This is a genomic window from Arthrobacter sp. Soil_C_49 (genome assembly GCF_057656635.1).
The window spans coordinates 154,031-168,428 of the sequence record NZ_JBDGJZ010000007.1; the positions used below are offsets into that span (position 1 = coordinate 154,031).

Sequence of the window (14,398 nt, forward strand, 5' to 3'; positions counted from 1 at the left end):
TGCTTGACGCCGACGTACATAAACAAGGTGCGGCCGTATCGGCGCTAGACGTCTATGCATCTGTGATGGAGCAGGGCTAGCTCACTTCGGAAAGGTTTCGTTCCCTCGTACGCATCTCTCTAGGCCGATCGGCGTGCAGACGCAGGACTTCGATGGCGGCAGCAAGGTCGGCTGCTTCGTATGCTTGAACCAACTTTCGGTGATCGTCCAAAAGTTCGGTGGTCGCGTAAGTGGATGCGCTGATCGTGCGTGCGTTCAGTCCGGGAAGACCGAGGCGGCGGTAGGTGTCCAGCAGAACCTTTGATCCTGCCATTTCGACCATGTACTCGTGAAAGCGTTCGTTCGCGGCAATCCATCCTTCAGCGTCCGTGAAATGATCGTCCTTGATGAATTCGCAGGTCTCTTCCATGTACTCGCGCAGGCGAGACACCTGTTGTTTGCTCACCCGACCAACAGTGCTTTCTGCCACACCCAGCTCGATGGCGAGTTTGGCGGCAAAGGACTCGTAGATGATGGACTCCGGGACCGGCGCGATAACGAACTGACCCCCCTTGCGTTGGACAAGGCCCTCGTCAAGTAATGCGGCAAGCGCACGATGGACGTGGCTTACATCAAACCCAAGCTCATCTGACCAGCAGTCCACATCGATCACCTGATCAACATCGCTGACGGTGCTGATGATGCGTGAGCGCACCTCCTGCAGAACAGAGGCTTCCGGTGCCATTTGCATTCGACCGAATCCTCCACGGAAGTAAGCAAGCGGGTGGCCAGGATATGCGATCGCTTCTTGGACGTTGGCGAGGAATACGTAGTGCGTTCCCGCTTCGACGTGCTCACTGACCTGACAGACCAGGTGTGCGATGGCTCCCACCAGCAGGGGTGTGCCCATCCTAGCCCGTTCGATGGAGACTCCCTCGAACTTATCCGGGAGCTTGGATGCAAACCGTCCGGCCAGCTGGACGTGGTCCTCAGCAAGCACGTTGACGGCGAAGGTACCGCTCTCCAGAATTGCGTGTGCGCTGGATGATGACTTGTTGAGGCAGATAAGCAGCATTGGTGGATTGTCGCTGAGCGAACTGACGGCGCTTGCGGTAGACCCGAAATCCTTGTCACCATTCCGAGTTGTGATCACCGTGACGCCGCTGGCGAACCTGCCCATGACGTCTCGGAAAGCCTGTGAGGTCAGCTGCACGGAGGCTGGATCGGAATTGCCGGTGGCTATGACAGACATAGCTTCGCTCCTTGTATGGGGCCGTTATTGATTTAGGCCGGGTTCAACATACCGTAGCACGATCATACAATTCGTGTAAGACTGGGTGTGGCCTTCGTTACATCAGGCAAAATCATAGGCGCCCTTGTAATCGCGGGCACATGCGCGGCTGTTCGCCTCGTATGTCGAATATTTTTCAGACAAGCGAATCGAAAGGTGTTCCATAGTGTGCACCTCGGTATCCAAGGAGTGTAGGGATGCACAATTTCACCCGGCCTAAGGAGCTACGGCTCCATACCCACAAGGAAAAGCAAGACACCACCTGCCCCAGCTGCGGTGCTGGCGACGTTGCCGCTTACCGCGTACTCAGCGAGGGCGGCTGGTGGGACGTGGTGAAGTGCCAGAATTGCCTGACTTCATTGACCCGCACGCAGGCCCCGCGGCTCGGCCTGTTCCAGCCTCTGGTTGGAAACTCCATTTTTTCCAGCGGGCAGCAGAAGGAAAGCACTGCACGCGAGGAGCAGAACCACAAGGAGGATACAGATGTTCGGGGTTGATGTCGGCGGCACGTTCACTGATGTTGTCGCAGTACGCGACGGCGCTATTTCCGTTACCAAAGTCCCTAGCAGCAGAGTGAACCCGGCAGCACCAGTGGTGGAGGGTGCACGTCGGCTGAACATCGCTGGAAGTTCGACCTTCAACCACGCCAGCACCATGGGCCTCAATGCTGTTATTGAGCGTCGCCTTCCGAAGGTTGCATACCTCACGACAGAGGGGTTCCGTGATGTCCTCGACAGGGGGACGGTCCACCGGCCCTTGGATGCCCAAACGGACCCAGCTTGGCGGCGTTCGTTCGGTGACGCCAATAGGCCGCTCGTACCGAGATACTTACGACGGGGAGTCAAGGAACGGATCAAAGCTGACGGCGAAGTGCTGGTGCCGCTTGATGAGGACCAGGCACGTCAGCAGTTGGCGGTGCTGCGAAAATGCCAGGTTGGGGGCATCGCTATCTGTACGATCAACGGCTATGTCAATCCCGCTCACGAGATTCGGCTGAGAGAGTTGGTCTGCGAGGAGTTTGGCGAGGATTTTCCGGTGTCAATATCCTCTCAGACATCACCGCTCGCGAAGGAGTATGCGCGGGCTTCCACCACAGTCATCGACGTGATGATGAAACTCCTCTTCACCGATTACTCCAACCAGTTGGATCGGGAATTGCGGCAGCTCGGCTTCGATGGCGAACTGAATTTCGCAGATTGCGCGGCTACTCTTCTGCCGTGGCAAGAAGCACTTAATAAACCTTTCCGCATCGTGTTTGCCGGGCCGGCCGCAGGCACTATCTCCAGCGCCCGACTCGGTGAAGCCATAGGCGAACTAAATCTCCTGTGCGCTGACGTCGGTGGTACATCCACTGACGTCTCACTGATTGTCGAAGGCAAACCATTTATTCAAAACACCTTCGAACTCGAACATGACCTGGTCATTAATGCTCTTTCCACCGAGGTTTCAAGCGTCGGCGCCGGCGGTGGCAGCTTGGTCACCGTTTCCACGGCGGGCGGAATTCAGGTTGGGCCTGGTTCTGCAGGGGCTGAACCCGGTCCTGCTTGCTACGGCCGTGGTGGAACTGTCCCGGCGGTGACGGACGCATGCCTTTTGATGGGCATTCTGGACAGCGAATCATTTGCCGGCGGCGAGATGAAGCTGGACAAGGAAGCTTCACGTCGGGCATTCGAAGCCCTTGATACAACCGTGGGCTTCGAAGAACGGATTCGGTCTTCCTATCGACTGGCCGTTGCGCATATGGCCGAGGAGATCCTCAATGTCGCGGTGCGTCACGGCGTCGACATTAGGGACTTCTCGTTGATGTCCTACGGCGCCGCCGGGCCAATGCTTCTGCCGGCAGTTCTCGATGTCTTGCCCTTGAAGAACGCGATCGTCCCACCGTACCCCGGCCTGTTTTCTGCACTCGGCCTCCTGTCCACAGACCAGGTTTTCTACGACTCCCGCAGTGCTTATGTGGTGCTAAGTCCGGAGAGCTCGGATGAAATTGCCACTGTTTTCGCTGAGATGGAAGAGTCACTTCGAAGCCGGGTAGGTGCAGTAGCCGAGGGCCTTGCCGTTCGCCGCAGTTTCGACGGACGCTTGTACGGGCAGAGCTGGGAGACGCCCTTTATCCAGATCCCCGATGGCGACATCACTGCCGAAACCATCGACGACATGGTCAGCGCTTTCCACAACACTTATGAGGAACGTAACGGCAACCGGTTCGATCAGATTCCCGTCGAGGGCGTCACCTACAGGGTTGAATTGGTAGTTCCGGCAGACAAAGTCGAGTACATCCCGGCAGAAGCCGCAGCGCCGTTTGCTCCCGAACCGGAACGTCTATTCACACTGGACTATGTGGCGGACGGGCCTGTGCAGGCCCGGGAGTACCTTCGGGAAAAACTCACAGTAGGGGCTACCGTCCAAGGACCGGCGGTGATCCGGGAGGAACTTTCCACGACGTACGTACTTCCGGGGCAGCAAGGACGAGTTGGGCGCTGCTCTGAGATCGTAATTGAAAGGATTGAACAGAAATGACTCTCACCATAGGCCAACGGCCGGACGCTGAAACGCTCATACGCGATCTGAACGAGGACCAGTTCTTCGTCCGCTACGGGTGTGACCGCTACACCGCAACGGTACTGGCCAACCGGCTGGATTATTTGGTTGAGCACATGAGTGTTCGGTTGCTTACAGGGGCATTTTCCCCGGTATTGCGTGATTTTTACGATTTGGCTTGCACCATTAGTGGCCCGCCCGAACTGGGCTACCAGGTTCCAGCTGCGAGTAACGGGATTGTCCTGATGGCCGGCACCACCATCGACGCCGTGGCCAACACAGTTGAGGAGTACGGACCGGGCAACTTGGCACCAGGTGACGTCCTGATAGCTAACGACCCGTACAGAACCGGCAATCACAACAACGACCTTCTGTTCGTCCGGCCGATCTTCCGTGACGGGAAGATTGCGGCCTTCGTAAATCTCAATGCGCACCAACTGGATATGGGCGGCACGGTCCCGGGGGGATTCAGCGCATCCAAACACAATGTTTATGAGAACGGTCTTGTTCTGTCACCACGTCTCCTGATGCGCGCCGGTCAGCCCGTGGCTGAGTCCTGGAATGTCATCTTTGACAACGTCAGGATGGCCGAAATTCTCTACCCGGACATGCAAACCATCTGTTCAAGCCTGGAGTTGGGTGAGCGCCTGGTTCATGACTCGATCGACCGATATGGACTCGGCGCGTTGCACGGAACTATGGAGTACGTCTGTGATCTTGGCGCGGAACGCATGGCGAACGCTTTGGCGGCATTGCCTGACGGAGACTGGAATGGCTCAGAACTAATTGACTGCGATGGTGTGGACGATAGTGAGGAGTACATCATCGAAGTTGCCGTCCACAAACGTGGGGCACGGATCGAAGTAGACTTCTCAGGCACTTCCCGGCAGGCGCGAAGCTCTATTAATGCAACGTCATGGGATACCAAGACCAGTGTAGGCATAGCGCTGAAATACCTCTTTGACCCCCACGGACGTTTCAACTCCGGGTTGTATCGGGATGTGGACATCGTCCTCCCAGAAGGAACTCTGCTTTCGGCGCTTCCTCCAGACGGTTGCGTGTTTATGTACTTCGAGCAGTCCACGGCAGCCATGAGCGCTTTGTTGCGAGCTCTCTCGGCGGCTCTTGGACCCGCCGCCCTTGCGGGTGACCGGGGCAGCACGGACATCCACACGGCCTTTGGCGCCTACGATGACGGGAGCCCCTGGGTTTCAGCTTTGCAGTGCGGCGGGGAAATCGGCCCTTTCGGTGCAAATCAGTACGGCGACGCCGATACTCAATGCATGAGCTACCTGGCGAACGGTGTTGCGCCTGCGATTGAGGCTATCGAAAAAGACAGCCCCGCCGTGATCCTTCGCCATGAGCCGTTGATCGACTCGGCTGGCCCAGGTCACTTCCGCGGGGGCGCCAGCATGATCCGCGACACCCTGTGGCTCCGGGATGCCAGCCATTCGTTGACGGAGCTTCGATACAAGGCTACAGCCGGTTTCGGCGTGCACGGCGGTGACGACGGACGACAGGGTGGCATATGGCTTTTTGAACCCGGCAAAGACGGCTCATTCCAGACTCCTGAGGCCACGGCCGAATCCTTCCGACGAGGCGAAGCATGGGCTGGGGTGATCGATGCTGATACCAACTTGCCGTCTGCAACGGGGCAGTTCATCTATCCTTTTCAGGACGCCAACCGATCCCGTCCACGTTCTGTTCTCCGCTACCTGACTAATGCAGGCGGCGGCTGGGGAGATCCCATGACACGCGACGCGGAGAAGGTTTTGGTGGACGTTCGGGACGGTTACGTCTCCATCGAGGGGGCAGTCCAGGATTACGGTGTCGTGGTGCTCGGAGATCCGGAGACCGATCCCGAGGGGCTGACGGTTGACGAGGACGCCACCGCTAAACTCCGTGCATCAACGGGAGACCCCACATCATGAAGTCTAGTATCGCCCGCCCAAGCGTTGTACGATCGTCATACAATCTTCTGATGCATCGAGGAGTTTATTATGACGACTAGCCTTTTTACCCCGGGTACCAACCAGTACGCGTCCGCGAGGCAGGACCCTAGTCCAGACGAACTAGTGGCTCGAGCCGCGGAACTTCGACCCCGTCTGCGCGCTATGCAATCCGAGCATGAACGACTGGGAGGATACTCTAGGGAGATTCACCAGGAGTTTGTCGACTCAGGCTTTTACCGCATATTGCAGCCCAGTCGGTATGGCGGCCTGGAGTTGGGAATCGATGATTTCATGCGAGTGGGCATAGAGATTTCACGAGGTGATCCTGGCGTCGGGTGGTCCTTTGTCCTTGGTGCCGGGCATGCGTTCCATGTAGGTTCTTACTTTGGAGAACGGGGACAGCAGGAGCTATTTGGCGAAGGAACCTTCATCGCCCCCGGTCGCACCGTTCCGTCCGGTCGGGCGGTCGAAGTTCACGACGGATACCGCCTCGAGGGTGCTTGGGACTATTGTTCTGGATCGATGTGGAGCACTCATGTGCTCGTGGTCGCCCCGACTTTTAATCAGAATGGGGACGCACGCGGTCTCAGGATGTTCGCCCTTCCCCGTACTGACTACAAGGTGTTGGATGATTGGGGTGGGGATAAGACGATCGGCATGCGTGCCTCCAGTTCCAATTCCATCAGCGTCCAAGACAAGTTCGTTCCCGACTACCTGACCGTGGAGTACAACTTCCGTGAACATGTGCTTGGGACTGAGGGCACGCTGGGCTACCAACTGCACAAGAACCCTATGTACCTCGGCAGGACAATGACCTACTTCAACGCCGAACTGGTCTCGACTCAAATAGGAGCCGCCTGGGCGGCCTTGGATGAGTTTGAAAGGCTGATGGAAGCGCGGCCAGCTAGTTTTCCGCCGCGCCAACCCCGGCTGGAAGCACCGGAATATCATCGCTGGTTCGGGAAGTTGCTCGCTTTATCCGACTCCGCTGAAACCCTATTACTGGCGGGCGTGCGGCAGTATGCAGAACTCGGGCGGCGCTGGGAAGCCACAGGGGAGGACTTTACTCCCGAGCAGGATGCCCGATTGCGCGCTGTGGTGCAGCAGGCAGCACGTTTAGCAAATGAAGTGGTAGAGCTAGCCTTTACCACCGCTGGTTCTAGTGCCGCTAAGCAAGGTTCGCCAATGGAGAAGTACTACCGCGACGTGGCAATGTATAAAACGCATATCGCCGCACAGTGGGATGTCACCTACGGTTCAGTTTCGCGCTTTCACTTCGGCCAGCCATTGACGTTTTAGTCTCATTGAAAGGGCAGTCGCCGTAGATCCAGAGGATCGACGGCGACTGCTCCTTTGGTTGAGACAGCCGATTGCCGCAGCCCCTCAACAGAATGACTCATACAAGGTCAATAGTAGTGAACTTCACGGATGCACCGCGTCCGCTGGTCGATCCGCCTATGCTGCCGGTTTGCTTCTTCCTCCAAGCCATCGCAACCGTCAGCGATGGATGAGAGTGAGCCGTTTCGCGGGCTGAAAAGAGAGCTACTTTGACGCTGCCTATTCTGCCGTGTGTTCCGGTCTTGTCGAGGACTGCGAGGCGACTTGAGTGTGTTTGAGGCGGTAAGTCAAGCCTTTCGGGCTAATGGCTTCGGCGTGGTAGACAGGGTCGATCATGGCCGAGGTTACCCCCGCCTGATCTCCGAAGACCTCTCCTCAGTGGGCGAAGGGCAGGTCTGAAGTCAGGACAAGCGAGGCGTGCTCGTAGCAGGATAAGACCAAATGGAAGAACCGGTTTCACGGCGTCCTGCTCGAAGGGGAATGTAGCCGACTAAACAGGGAATCGGAATCGGGAACTGCGGGATGTACCACTTGCAAGAAACGCGGCAACGGAGGTGAGAATGACTCCGCCGACGGTGCCGAGGGTGACAGGTTGGCCTGGCCGCGGTGCGATGCCGTCGATGATAAGGCCCATCACACTCTGCCCTGCAACTAAACAGAGAGAAAGTCTCAGGACGCCAATGTTCCGAGCTTGCATTGCACCGGTGATGGCGATACCTGCGCCCAACAGTCCTCCCACCCATGCCCACGGTGGTATTGGACCCGATACAACAACGCCAGGCGAGGCAAATACAAGCAAGATGGAAAGGGCTGCGGCGCCAACGATGAAATTCACGACTCCCATCGCCATCGGCTCCCCTGACACGTGCACCAGCTGCGCATTGCCTGCCTGCTGAACGGCAACAAGAACCCCGACGGCCGCGAGAAACACTAGTAGCGCGGGCGGAAATTGCCCCTGCACCCCAACTGAACCGACCATCACTCCTGCCAGCGCACAGCCGGCGCCTACTACTCGTAGCGCCGTCGGTGGCTGTCGTCCAACCGGACTGAGACCAATCGCATCAGTGACCAGGCTGCCGATCAACTTCCCAGAGGTCATTGCCACGGCCAGAAGCGCAGTACCCAAAATGGGCGCCGACAGGGCCGCGGCATAGACGGCCGTAGCTCCTATGATCCCACCGAGGAACCACCAGGCCTGCAGCCGGTGGCGCCCTGAACGAAGCTCACGCCACGCCCTGGGTAACGCTCCACTCCACACGGCCAGACAAAGGACAACCAAAAGTGCTGTCCCGTTGTTGACTGCTGCCGCGGTTGCTACGGATCCTAGCGCTTGACCGAGGTGTCCGTTCGCATAGGACTGCACAGACACAGCTGCTCCTGCAGCCAGCGACAGGGCCGTGCCGGTCCACGCGCCCCCGCTGGAGTTAGACGACGAGGCCTGTTCCAGAAAAGCTTTACTATCCTCCACTTACAACGCCCTTGCCTCTTAGAAGTCGCCATACAATATGACGATTCTAGCCAGCATGGCATCCCGTCCAATTTTGGAGGGTTTCCGGCCCTGACAGCTAGTCGCTTTTGTCATACAATAGTTGTAATGGCTCGGCGGCATGTTGAGGATGCTGCGGGGGAGAGGTCTAGCTACTGACTGACTGTACTCACGACCGTGTCTGATTTTGCGTTTCCCCCATCCGACCCAAAAGCCCAGCGAAACAGTAAAGGCTAAACACCTAGCGGCATGCTGGACCGCTTTTTTCTGAAACCCTACGTGACACATCGGAGCAAGCAATGGCGCACCCCAAAATCGAGGCATACCGCTCAGAACATGGCACTAACCACCCGGGCTGGGGTGGCCCGGAGTTCTCCAATTGGCAGGATGAACAGATGTCCTGGAAAACCACTTGCTACGTAGGCGACTGGTCTTTTCTCTGGGACGTGGTCGTAGAAGGACCGGACGCCCTAAAGGTATTCAAGGATTCAGGCATCAACAGCTTTGAGAAGTTCGCCATCGGACAGGCCAAGCACCTGGTTCAATGCGATGAGAACGGCAAAGTCATGTGCGACGGGGTCCTGATGCGGTTGGCCGATGACCGTTTTGCGACACAAGGAGCGACTGCCCACTACTCTGCGTGGCTTGCGGAGCAGGGAGGTTATGACGCTACTTGGCGGGAACAAAAGACGTTCCAGTTCCAAGTGTCGGGCCCGTCTGCTTTGGCCCTGTGTCAAAAGCTCACGGGGAATGAGCTGACGGACATAAAGTTCATGCACTTCCAAGAGGTACGCATCGCTGGTGCGACGGTGAAGGCGGTGCGCCAGGGCATGGCTGGGGAAATCGGGTTCGAATTCCACGGAAGTGCTGAGGACAGTCAACAGGTGCTGGAGGCGATTCTGGAATGCGGGCAGGAGTTCGGGATTCGTAGGCTGGGCCGTCGAACAGCGATGATCAACCACCTTGAAGCCGCCTTCCCCACAGGCGGGTGGCATTACCTTAAGGCTCCGGGCCCCGAGGAATTCCAAGAATGGATTGGAAAGCACTTCGACCGATATGGACTTCTGGGCGCAGTCCGCGGCAGCTTCGAAAGCGATGATCTTAACGACTATCTCCAATCACCGGTTTCGTTGGGCTGGGGTAGATCCATTAAATTTGACCATGAGTTCACTGGCAGGGCTGCGCTCGAGAAAGAGGTAGCTGACCCGCGGACAGTTCGCGTTACCTTGGAATTCAACAGCGAAGATGTCATCGACATTTACGCATCCCTCTTCGAAGAGGGGGAGCCGCATGCCTTTCTGGATGTGCCCCATCAGCAGCGGTGGTTTGCCTGGGCAGACGCCGTCAAAAACGATGTCGGAGAGGGAGTCGGAATTTCCACAACTCCCGGCTACAGCTACTACTTCCGCAAAGTGCTGACGCTTGCCTACGTTCACCCAAGCTATGCAGAGCCGGGAACGAAGCTGGAAGTTCTGTGGGGAGAACCAGGAAGCCGCCAGAAAACGATTCACGTCACCGTTGCACCGGCTCCCTACAAACAAGACAACCGTAGGAACGAGCTGGGCCGGGCAGCCTCCTAAGGGCGCCTTCCGTTTCAATCCATTAGACATCCCCAACTTTAGACCAGGAGAAATTGTGACTCTCGACACCGGGCAAGCCAGAGCAGAAAAGTCATCCATTCCTGCACCGACAAGGCCTGCGTCCCCTAAACATGATGTGGGTCGGCTCTTGGTCCGTTGTCCGGACCAGCCGGGCATCGTGGCCGCTGTGGGACAACTGTTGGCAGATCATGGCGCAAACATCGTGTCACTTGATCAGTATTCGACTGATCCGGAAAGCGGTGAATTTTTCCAAAGGACGGTTTTCCATTTGGCTGGCCTTACCGCAGCCATACCCGAGCTGGAACAGGACTTGCAAGGGCGCATCGCCACCCCCTTTGGCGCCGCTTGGAAACTTTCCGAAGCATCCAAGCCCAAAAGAATCGTGATTATGGCGTCTAAAACTGATCACTGTCTGCTGGATCTGCTTTGGCGACAGCGGCGAGGTGAGATAGCCGCCGAAATCGCTATGGTCATTTCCAACCACACTGAGCTGGCCGACCAAGTGCGGCCCTTCGGTATTCCATTTGTTCACATCCCGGTGACGAAGGACACTAAGGCCGAGGCTGAAAAAAGACAGCTCGAGCTACTCAAGGGCAATGTCGATCTGGTCGTATTGGCACGTTACATGCAGGTACTGTCCGGAGACTTCTTGGACGACTTGGGGTGCCCGGTCATTAACATCCATCATTCGTTCCTCCCGGCCTTTATCGGTTCTGCTCCGTATCAGAAAGCCAAGGGAAGAGGGGTGAAATTGATCGGCGCAACCGCCCATTACGTGACTCGGGACTTGGATGAGGGGCCCATCATCGAGCAGGACGTAGTGCGCGTGACCCACGCACTTTCAACACCTGATCTCGTCCTGCGGGGAGCAGATGTGGAGCGGCAGGTTCTCTCCCGCGCTGTGGCCTGGCACTGTGAGGACCGTATCGCACGGCATGGAAACAGCACGGTCGTCTTTTAGGGGCCGCCCGTGACGGCCGGCAGAAGATGGCAACCGGCTTTCTACTGATCAAGACCGAAGCATGGTTCCGGGTGTCCTGTACGCATATGACAAGACACCCGCTGACGCCAGTGCTAGCAATCGAAAGAGGTAAACATGCGTGCCGCAGTACTCCGAAAGTTTAACGTGCCTATTCAGGTAGAGGAAATCGGATTGCTGGAATTGGATCCGGATCGCGTTTTGGTTCAAACCAAGGCCAGCCCGTTCTGCTCCACCGATGTCACCAGCTTTCACGGCAACCTGGGCAAGGTACCCCCGACTATTCTGGGCCACGCTTCCGCCGGCGAGGTGATAGAGGTCGGCAGCAGGGTTACAGGGATGAGCCCGGGCCAACGAGTCATCGTGCCCGGAACGCCCGAATGTGGGCAATGCTATTACTGTGCCATTGGCCGTCCGGACCAGTGCTCAGAGCTCTTTGACATCGGCGGAATCTACCCGGATATCGCCAGGACCGCCGAAGGGCAGCTCGTCTCCGCGGCTGGAAACGTGGGCGGCTATGCCGAGATTATGAATGTCTCCAAGAATCAAGTTTTCCCTGTAGTGACGGATCTGCCTTACGATGTCCTATCGCTGCTGGGCTGCGGGATCACAACAGGAGTGGGCTCCGTCTTCAACGTGGCAAAGGTACAGCCGGGGGAATCCGTCGCTGTCGTCGGCTGCGGGCACCTCGGGCTATGGGTTGTACAGGCAGCCAAGCTAGCCGGAGCTTCGCGCGTCATTGCAGTTGAGCCACACACAGCTCGTCGGCACATTGCGGGCGAACTCGGTGCGAACGACCTAATCGACCCCTCTGCCGTGGATGCGGTGGAGGCCGTAAAGTCGCTCACCGGCGGACGGGGCGCAGACGTTGTGATTGAGGCGGCGGGTTCCGCGGAAGCCCAGCGGCTCGCTTTGTCGTTATCACGGCGAGCCGGAACGGTAGTTTATAGCGGTTTGGACAAAGCAGGGGAGGAGGTCATCCTGCCGCAGATTCCCTTGGCAGTACAGAGTCGGCAGGTCCTGAGCACGCAGAACGGAAACGTCAGGATGCGCAGGGATTTGCCTCGCTACATCGATTTGCTCGAACGAGGTCTGCTGAGCAGTGAAGCAATAATCACTTCCCGCTACTCGTTGGACGACATCAACGTCGCGTTGAAAAAGTCTGAAGACCTGGAGGACATCTCCGGCGTTTTCATTTTTTAGTCACGTTTTTTGTGATTGTCTTCACACAGCTTCGACCATACCGTAGTATCGTCATACAAAAAGTTCTCAATGGAGAGGAACCCCATGCGCATTTCAAAGGATCCCGTTCGCAGCCGTCGGACCACTGGGGTGTTCGCCGCCCTAGCCGCCGCTTCAGCCTTGGTGCTTTCAGGCTGCGCCGGCGGAACCACTCCCTCAGGGGCTCAATCGGGGAAAGAGGCAGATCCGCATGCACCAGAAGTTGCGACACTGACCGGGCTTTCTTTCCGGGCATCCATCGCCGCAGGCTTCCTTCAGACCCAGAAGGGCGGTGCGGCCGCTGACTATGGGCTGTCCTTGAACACCAAGTGGATTGAAAGCAGCGCCACAGCGGTCTCGCAGGTAGTGGCCGGAGATGTCCAAGTCGCCCAATCCAGTTACTTCGGTGTCATTGACGCCGCCCGGCAAGGAATTGATGTCGTGATTGTCAGCGAAAGCTACGCAAGCAATCCAAAAGTGGCGACGCTGGAAACCATGCCCAGTTCAGGTATTAAAGAGCTCAAGGACTTGATCGGAAAGAAAGTCGCGGTGGTATCGCTGAACAGCAGCCACGCGGTGAAAATCAAGGACTCCATGATCGAGCAGGGACTCGATCCCAATAAGGTCCAGTTTGTGGAGCTCCCGTATGGAGAAGTGCCGGCTGCACTTCAGCAGGGTACGGTCGATGCTTCGAGTGCCCAAGGCGCCGTCCTGGCCCAAGTGAAGAAGACCCTGCAAACCGTAACCGTGTTTGACTATGGAGCCGGTAAGTATGAAGGGATGGCAGAATCCGGGTGGATCATGAAGAAATCCTTTGCGGATAAGAATCCCAACACGGTTGCCGCCCTGCAGTGTGCGTTGCTCAAGGGCACTGAAGAGGTAAAAGACGAAGCGACGTACAAAGGAATCCTGAAAACAGAGCTGCAGTTAAATGAGGAGGCGATTCAGGCTGATATCGCCCCTAGGTTCGGCGCCGAGATCCGTCAGCAGCCCTTGCAGATGAACGCCGATATGCTCCATGCAATCGGGGCAACGGACGAGAAGTTTGATATGTCCACCATTACAATACCGACTCCCGCCAACTGCAACTAAGCGCATCTGAGAATTGAGTCTGGAGTAACGAGAAAAGTTATGACTTTGTCCACTGAACGGCTCTCCAAGGTCAGCCGCGGAGCCCGGGGCTCAGGTGCACCCAAAGGTGCTGGAGAAAACAATCTGTGGCGCGCCCACAGAAACCGGCGACGGAACCGGTCGTTGGCGGGCGTCGGGGGGGTTATCGGCCTCGCCGTAATCATGGAAGTTGTTTCCAGGGCGGGTCTTGTGCACTCTGACTTTCTGCCTCCGTTTTCGCTTGTGCTGTGGGAATCGGTTCTGATATGGGGCCGTGCGGATTTCCGTGCGGATGTTGTGTCCACCCTCGTTTCATACCTTCTAGGGCTTGGCCTTTCAGCCCTCATCGCCGTTCCGCTGGGGGTACTCTTTGGGCTCTCAGACAGAGCCTACAAAGCATCCCGGGCTGTTGTGGAACTGATCCGCCCGGTTCCCCCGGTTGCGCTGATCCCATTAGTGGTACTGGTGCTCGGCAATAGCCTGCAGATGAAACTTGCGCTTGTCATGTTCGCAGCCCTCTGGCCAATTCTGTTCAACACGATGTATGGCGTCCACGATGTCGACAAGCAGGGTAAAGAGATGGCCCGAAGCTTTGGGATTAACAGGGCGGGCGTAATCCGGAGAGTTGTTCTACCAGGCGCGGCACCCTTCATTGCTACTGGTATCCGAGTCTCCTCCTCAATCGCCCTGATCGTGGTCATCACAGTGGAGCTGATGGCAGGAGGGGCGGAGGGTGTTGGTGCATTCATAGCCCGTTCCCGCGCCTCGGGAAACGAAGTCGAACTCGTGTATGCAGGAACGCTGATGGCAGGCTTGCTGGGCTTGGTGATGAACATGCTCATGAATGCGGCCGAACGCCGTTGGTTCGCTTGGCAAACCACCACGAAGGGGGCCTGATCC

The 14,398-nt window shown here is 57.3% G+C and carries 11 protein-coding genes and 1 pseudogene; 9 read left to right on the forward strand and 3 right to left on the reverse strand.

All coding sequences use genetic code 11. The annotated features are described in order from the left end of the window. Positions 1 to 76: 76 nt before the first annotated feature. Positions 77 to 1,231 carry a flavin reductase gene (locus AC3A4Z_RS13240; RefSeq protein ID WP_498711962.1) on the reverse strand — a complete coding sequence of 385 codons (1,155 nt, stop codon included), beginning with the start codon at positions 1,229 to 1,231 and terminating at the stop codon, positions 77 to 79. A gap of 236 nt (positions 1,232 to 1,467) precedes the next feature. Here AC3A4Z_RS13240 and AC3A4Z_RS13245 point away from each other — a divergent pair, with 236 nt between their 5' ends. The 4 genes from AC3A4Z_RS13245 (at position 1,468) to AC3A4Z_RS13260 (ending at position 7,062) form a co-directional block, all read left to right on the forward strand. Then, on the forward strand, positions 1,468 to 1,767 hold the full coding sequence (locus AC3A4Z_RS13245) for a hypothetical protein (RefSeq protein ID WP_498711963.1): 300 nt from the start codon (positions 1,468 to 1,470) through the stop codon (positions 1,765 to 1,767). After that, positions 1,754 to 3,790 (forward strand): hydantoinase/oxoprolinase family protein, encoded by a 2,037-nt coding sequence (locus tag AC3A4Z_RS13250; protein WP_498711965.1) that lies wholly within the window; start codon positions 1,754 to 1,756, stop codon positions 3,788 to 3,790. The genes AC3A4Z_RS13245 and AC3A4Z_RS13250 overlap by 14 nt, the downstream gene beginning before the upstream one ends. Then, positions 3,787 to 5,742, forward strand: coding sequence for a hydantoinase B/oxoprolinase family protein (locus AC3A4Z_RS13255; RefSeq protein ID WP_498711966.1), 1,956 nt, complete (start codon positions 3,787 to 3,789; stop codon positions 5,740 to 5,742). The genes AC3A4Z_RS13250 and AC3A4Z_RS13255 overlap by 4 nt, the downstream gene beginning before the upstream one ends. A gap of 69 nt (positions 5,743 to 5,811) precedes the next feature. After that, positions 5,812 to 7,062, forward strand: a complete 1,251-nt coding sequence (locus tag AC3A4Z_RS13260; protein WP_498711967.1) for an acyl-CoA dehydrogenase family protein — start codon at positions 5,812 to 5,814, stop codon at positions 7,060 to 7,062. A 529-nt stretch (positions 7,063 to 7,591) separates the two neighbouring features. Here AC3A4Z_RS13260 and AC3A4Z_RS13265 read toward each other — a convergent pair. Both AC3A4Z_RS13265 and AC3A4Z_RS13270 read right to left on the reverse strand, forming a co-directional pair. Then, positions 7,592 to 8,080, reverse strand: a complete 489-nt coding sequence (locus AC3A4Z_RS13265) for a DMT family transporter (RefSeq protein WP_498712072.1) — start codon at positions 8,078 to 8,080, stop codon at positions 7,592 to 7,594. A gap of 9 nt (positions 8,081 to 8,089) precedes the next feature. Then, positions 8,090 to 8,569: pseudogene (locus AC3A4Z_RS13270) on the reverse strand (DMT family transporter); the annotation flags it as partial. 317 nt (positions 8,570 to 8,886) lie between these two features. On the opposite strand from AC3A4Z_RS13270, the gene AC3A4Z_RS13275 reads away from it, so the two are divergent. From AC3A4Z_RS13275 to AC3A4Z_RS13295, 5 genes are all read left to right on the forward strand, one after another. After that, on the forward strand, positions 8,887 to 10,167 hold the full coding sequence (locus AC3A4Z_RS13275; RefSeq protein WP_498711968.1) for a hypothetical protein: 1,281 nt from the start codon (positions 8,887 to 8,889) through the stop codon (positions 10,165 to 10,167). 97 nt (positions 10,168 to 10,264) lie between these two features. Then, entirely contained in the window at positions 10,265 to 11,149 is an 885-nt protein-coding gene (purU, locus tag AC3A4Z_RS13280) for a formyltetrahydrofolate deformylase (RefSeq protein WP_498712074.1), read from the forward strand. A 135-nt stretch (positions 11,150 to 11,284) separates the two neighbouring features. Further along, entirely contained in the window at positions 11,285 to 12,370 is a 1,086-nt protein-coding gene (locus tag AC3A4Z_RS13285; RefSeq protein WP_498711969.1) for a zinc-binding dehydrogenase, read from the forward strand. A gap of 84 nt (positions 12,371 to 12,454) precedes the next feature. Next, entirely contained in the window at positions 12,455 to 13,480 is a 1,026-nt protein-coding gene (locus AC3A4Z_RS13290; protein ID WP_498711970.1) for an ABC transporter substrate-binding protein, read from the forward strand. 39 nt (positions 13,481 to 13,519) lie between these two features. Beyond that, positions 13,520 to 14,395, forward strand: coding sequence for an ABC transporter permease (locus AC3A4Z_RS13295; protein WP_498711971.1), 876 nt, complete (start codon positions 13,520 to 13,522; stop codon positions 14,393 to 14,395). The last annotated feature ends 3 nt before the right edge of the window (positions 14,396 to 14,398 follow it).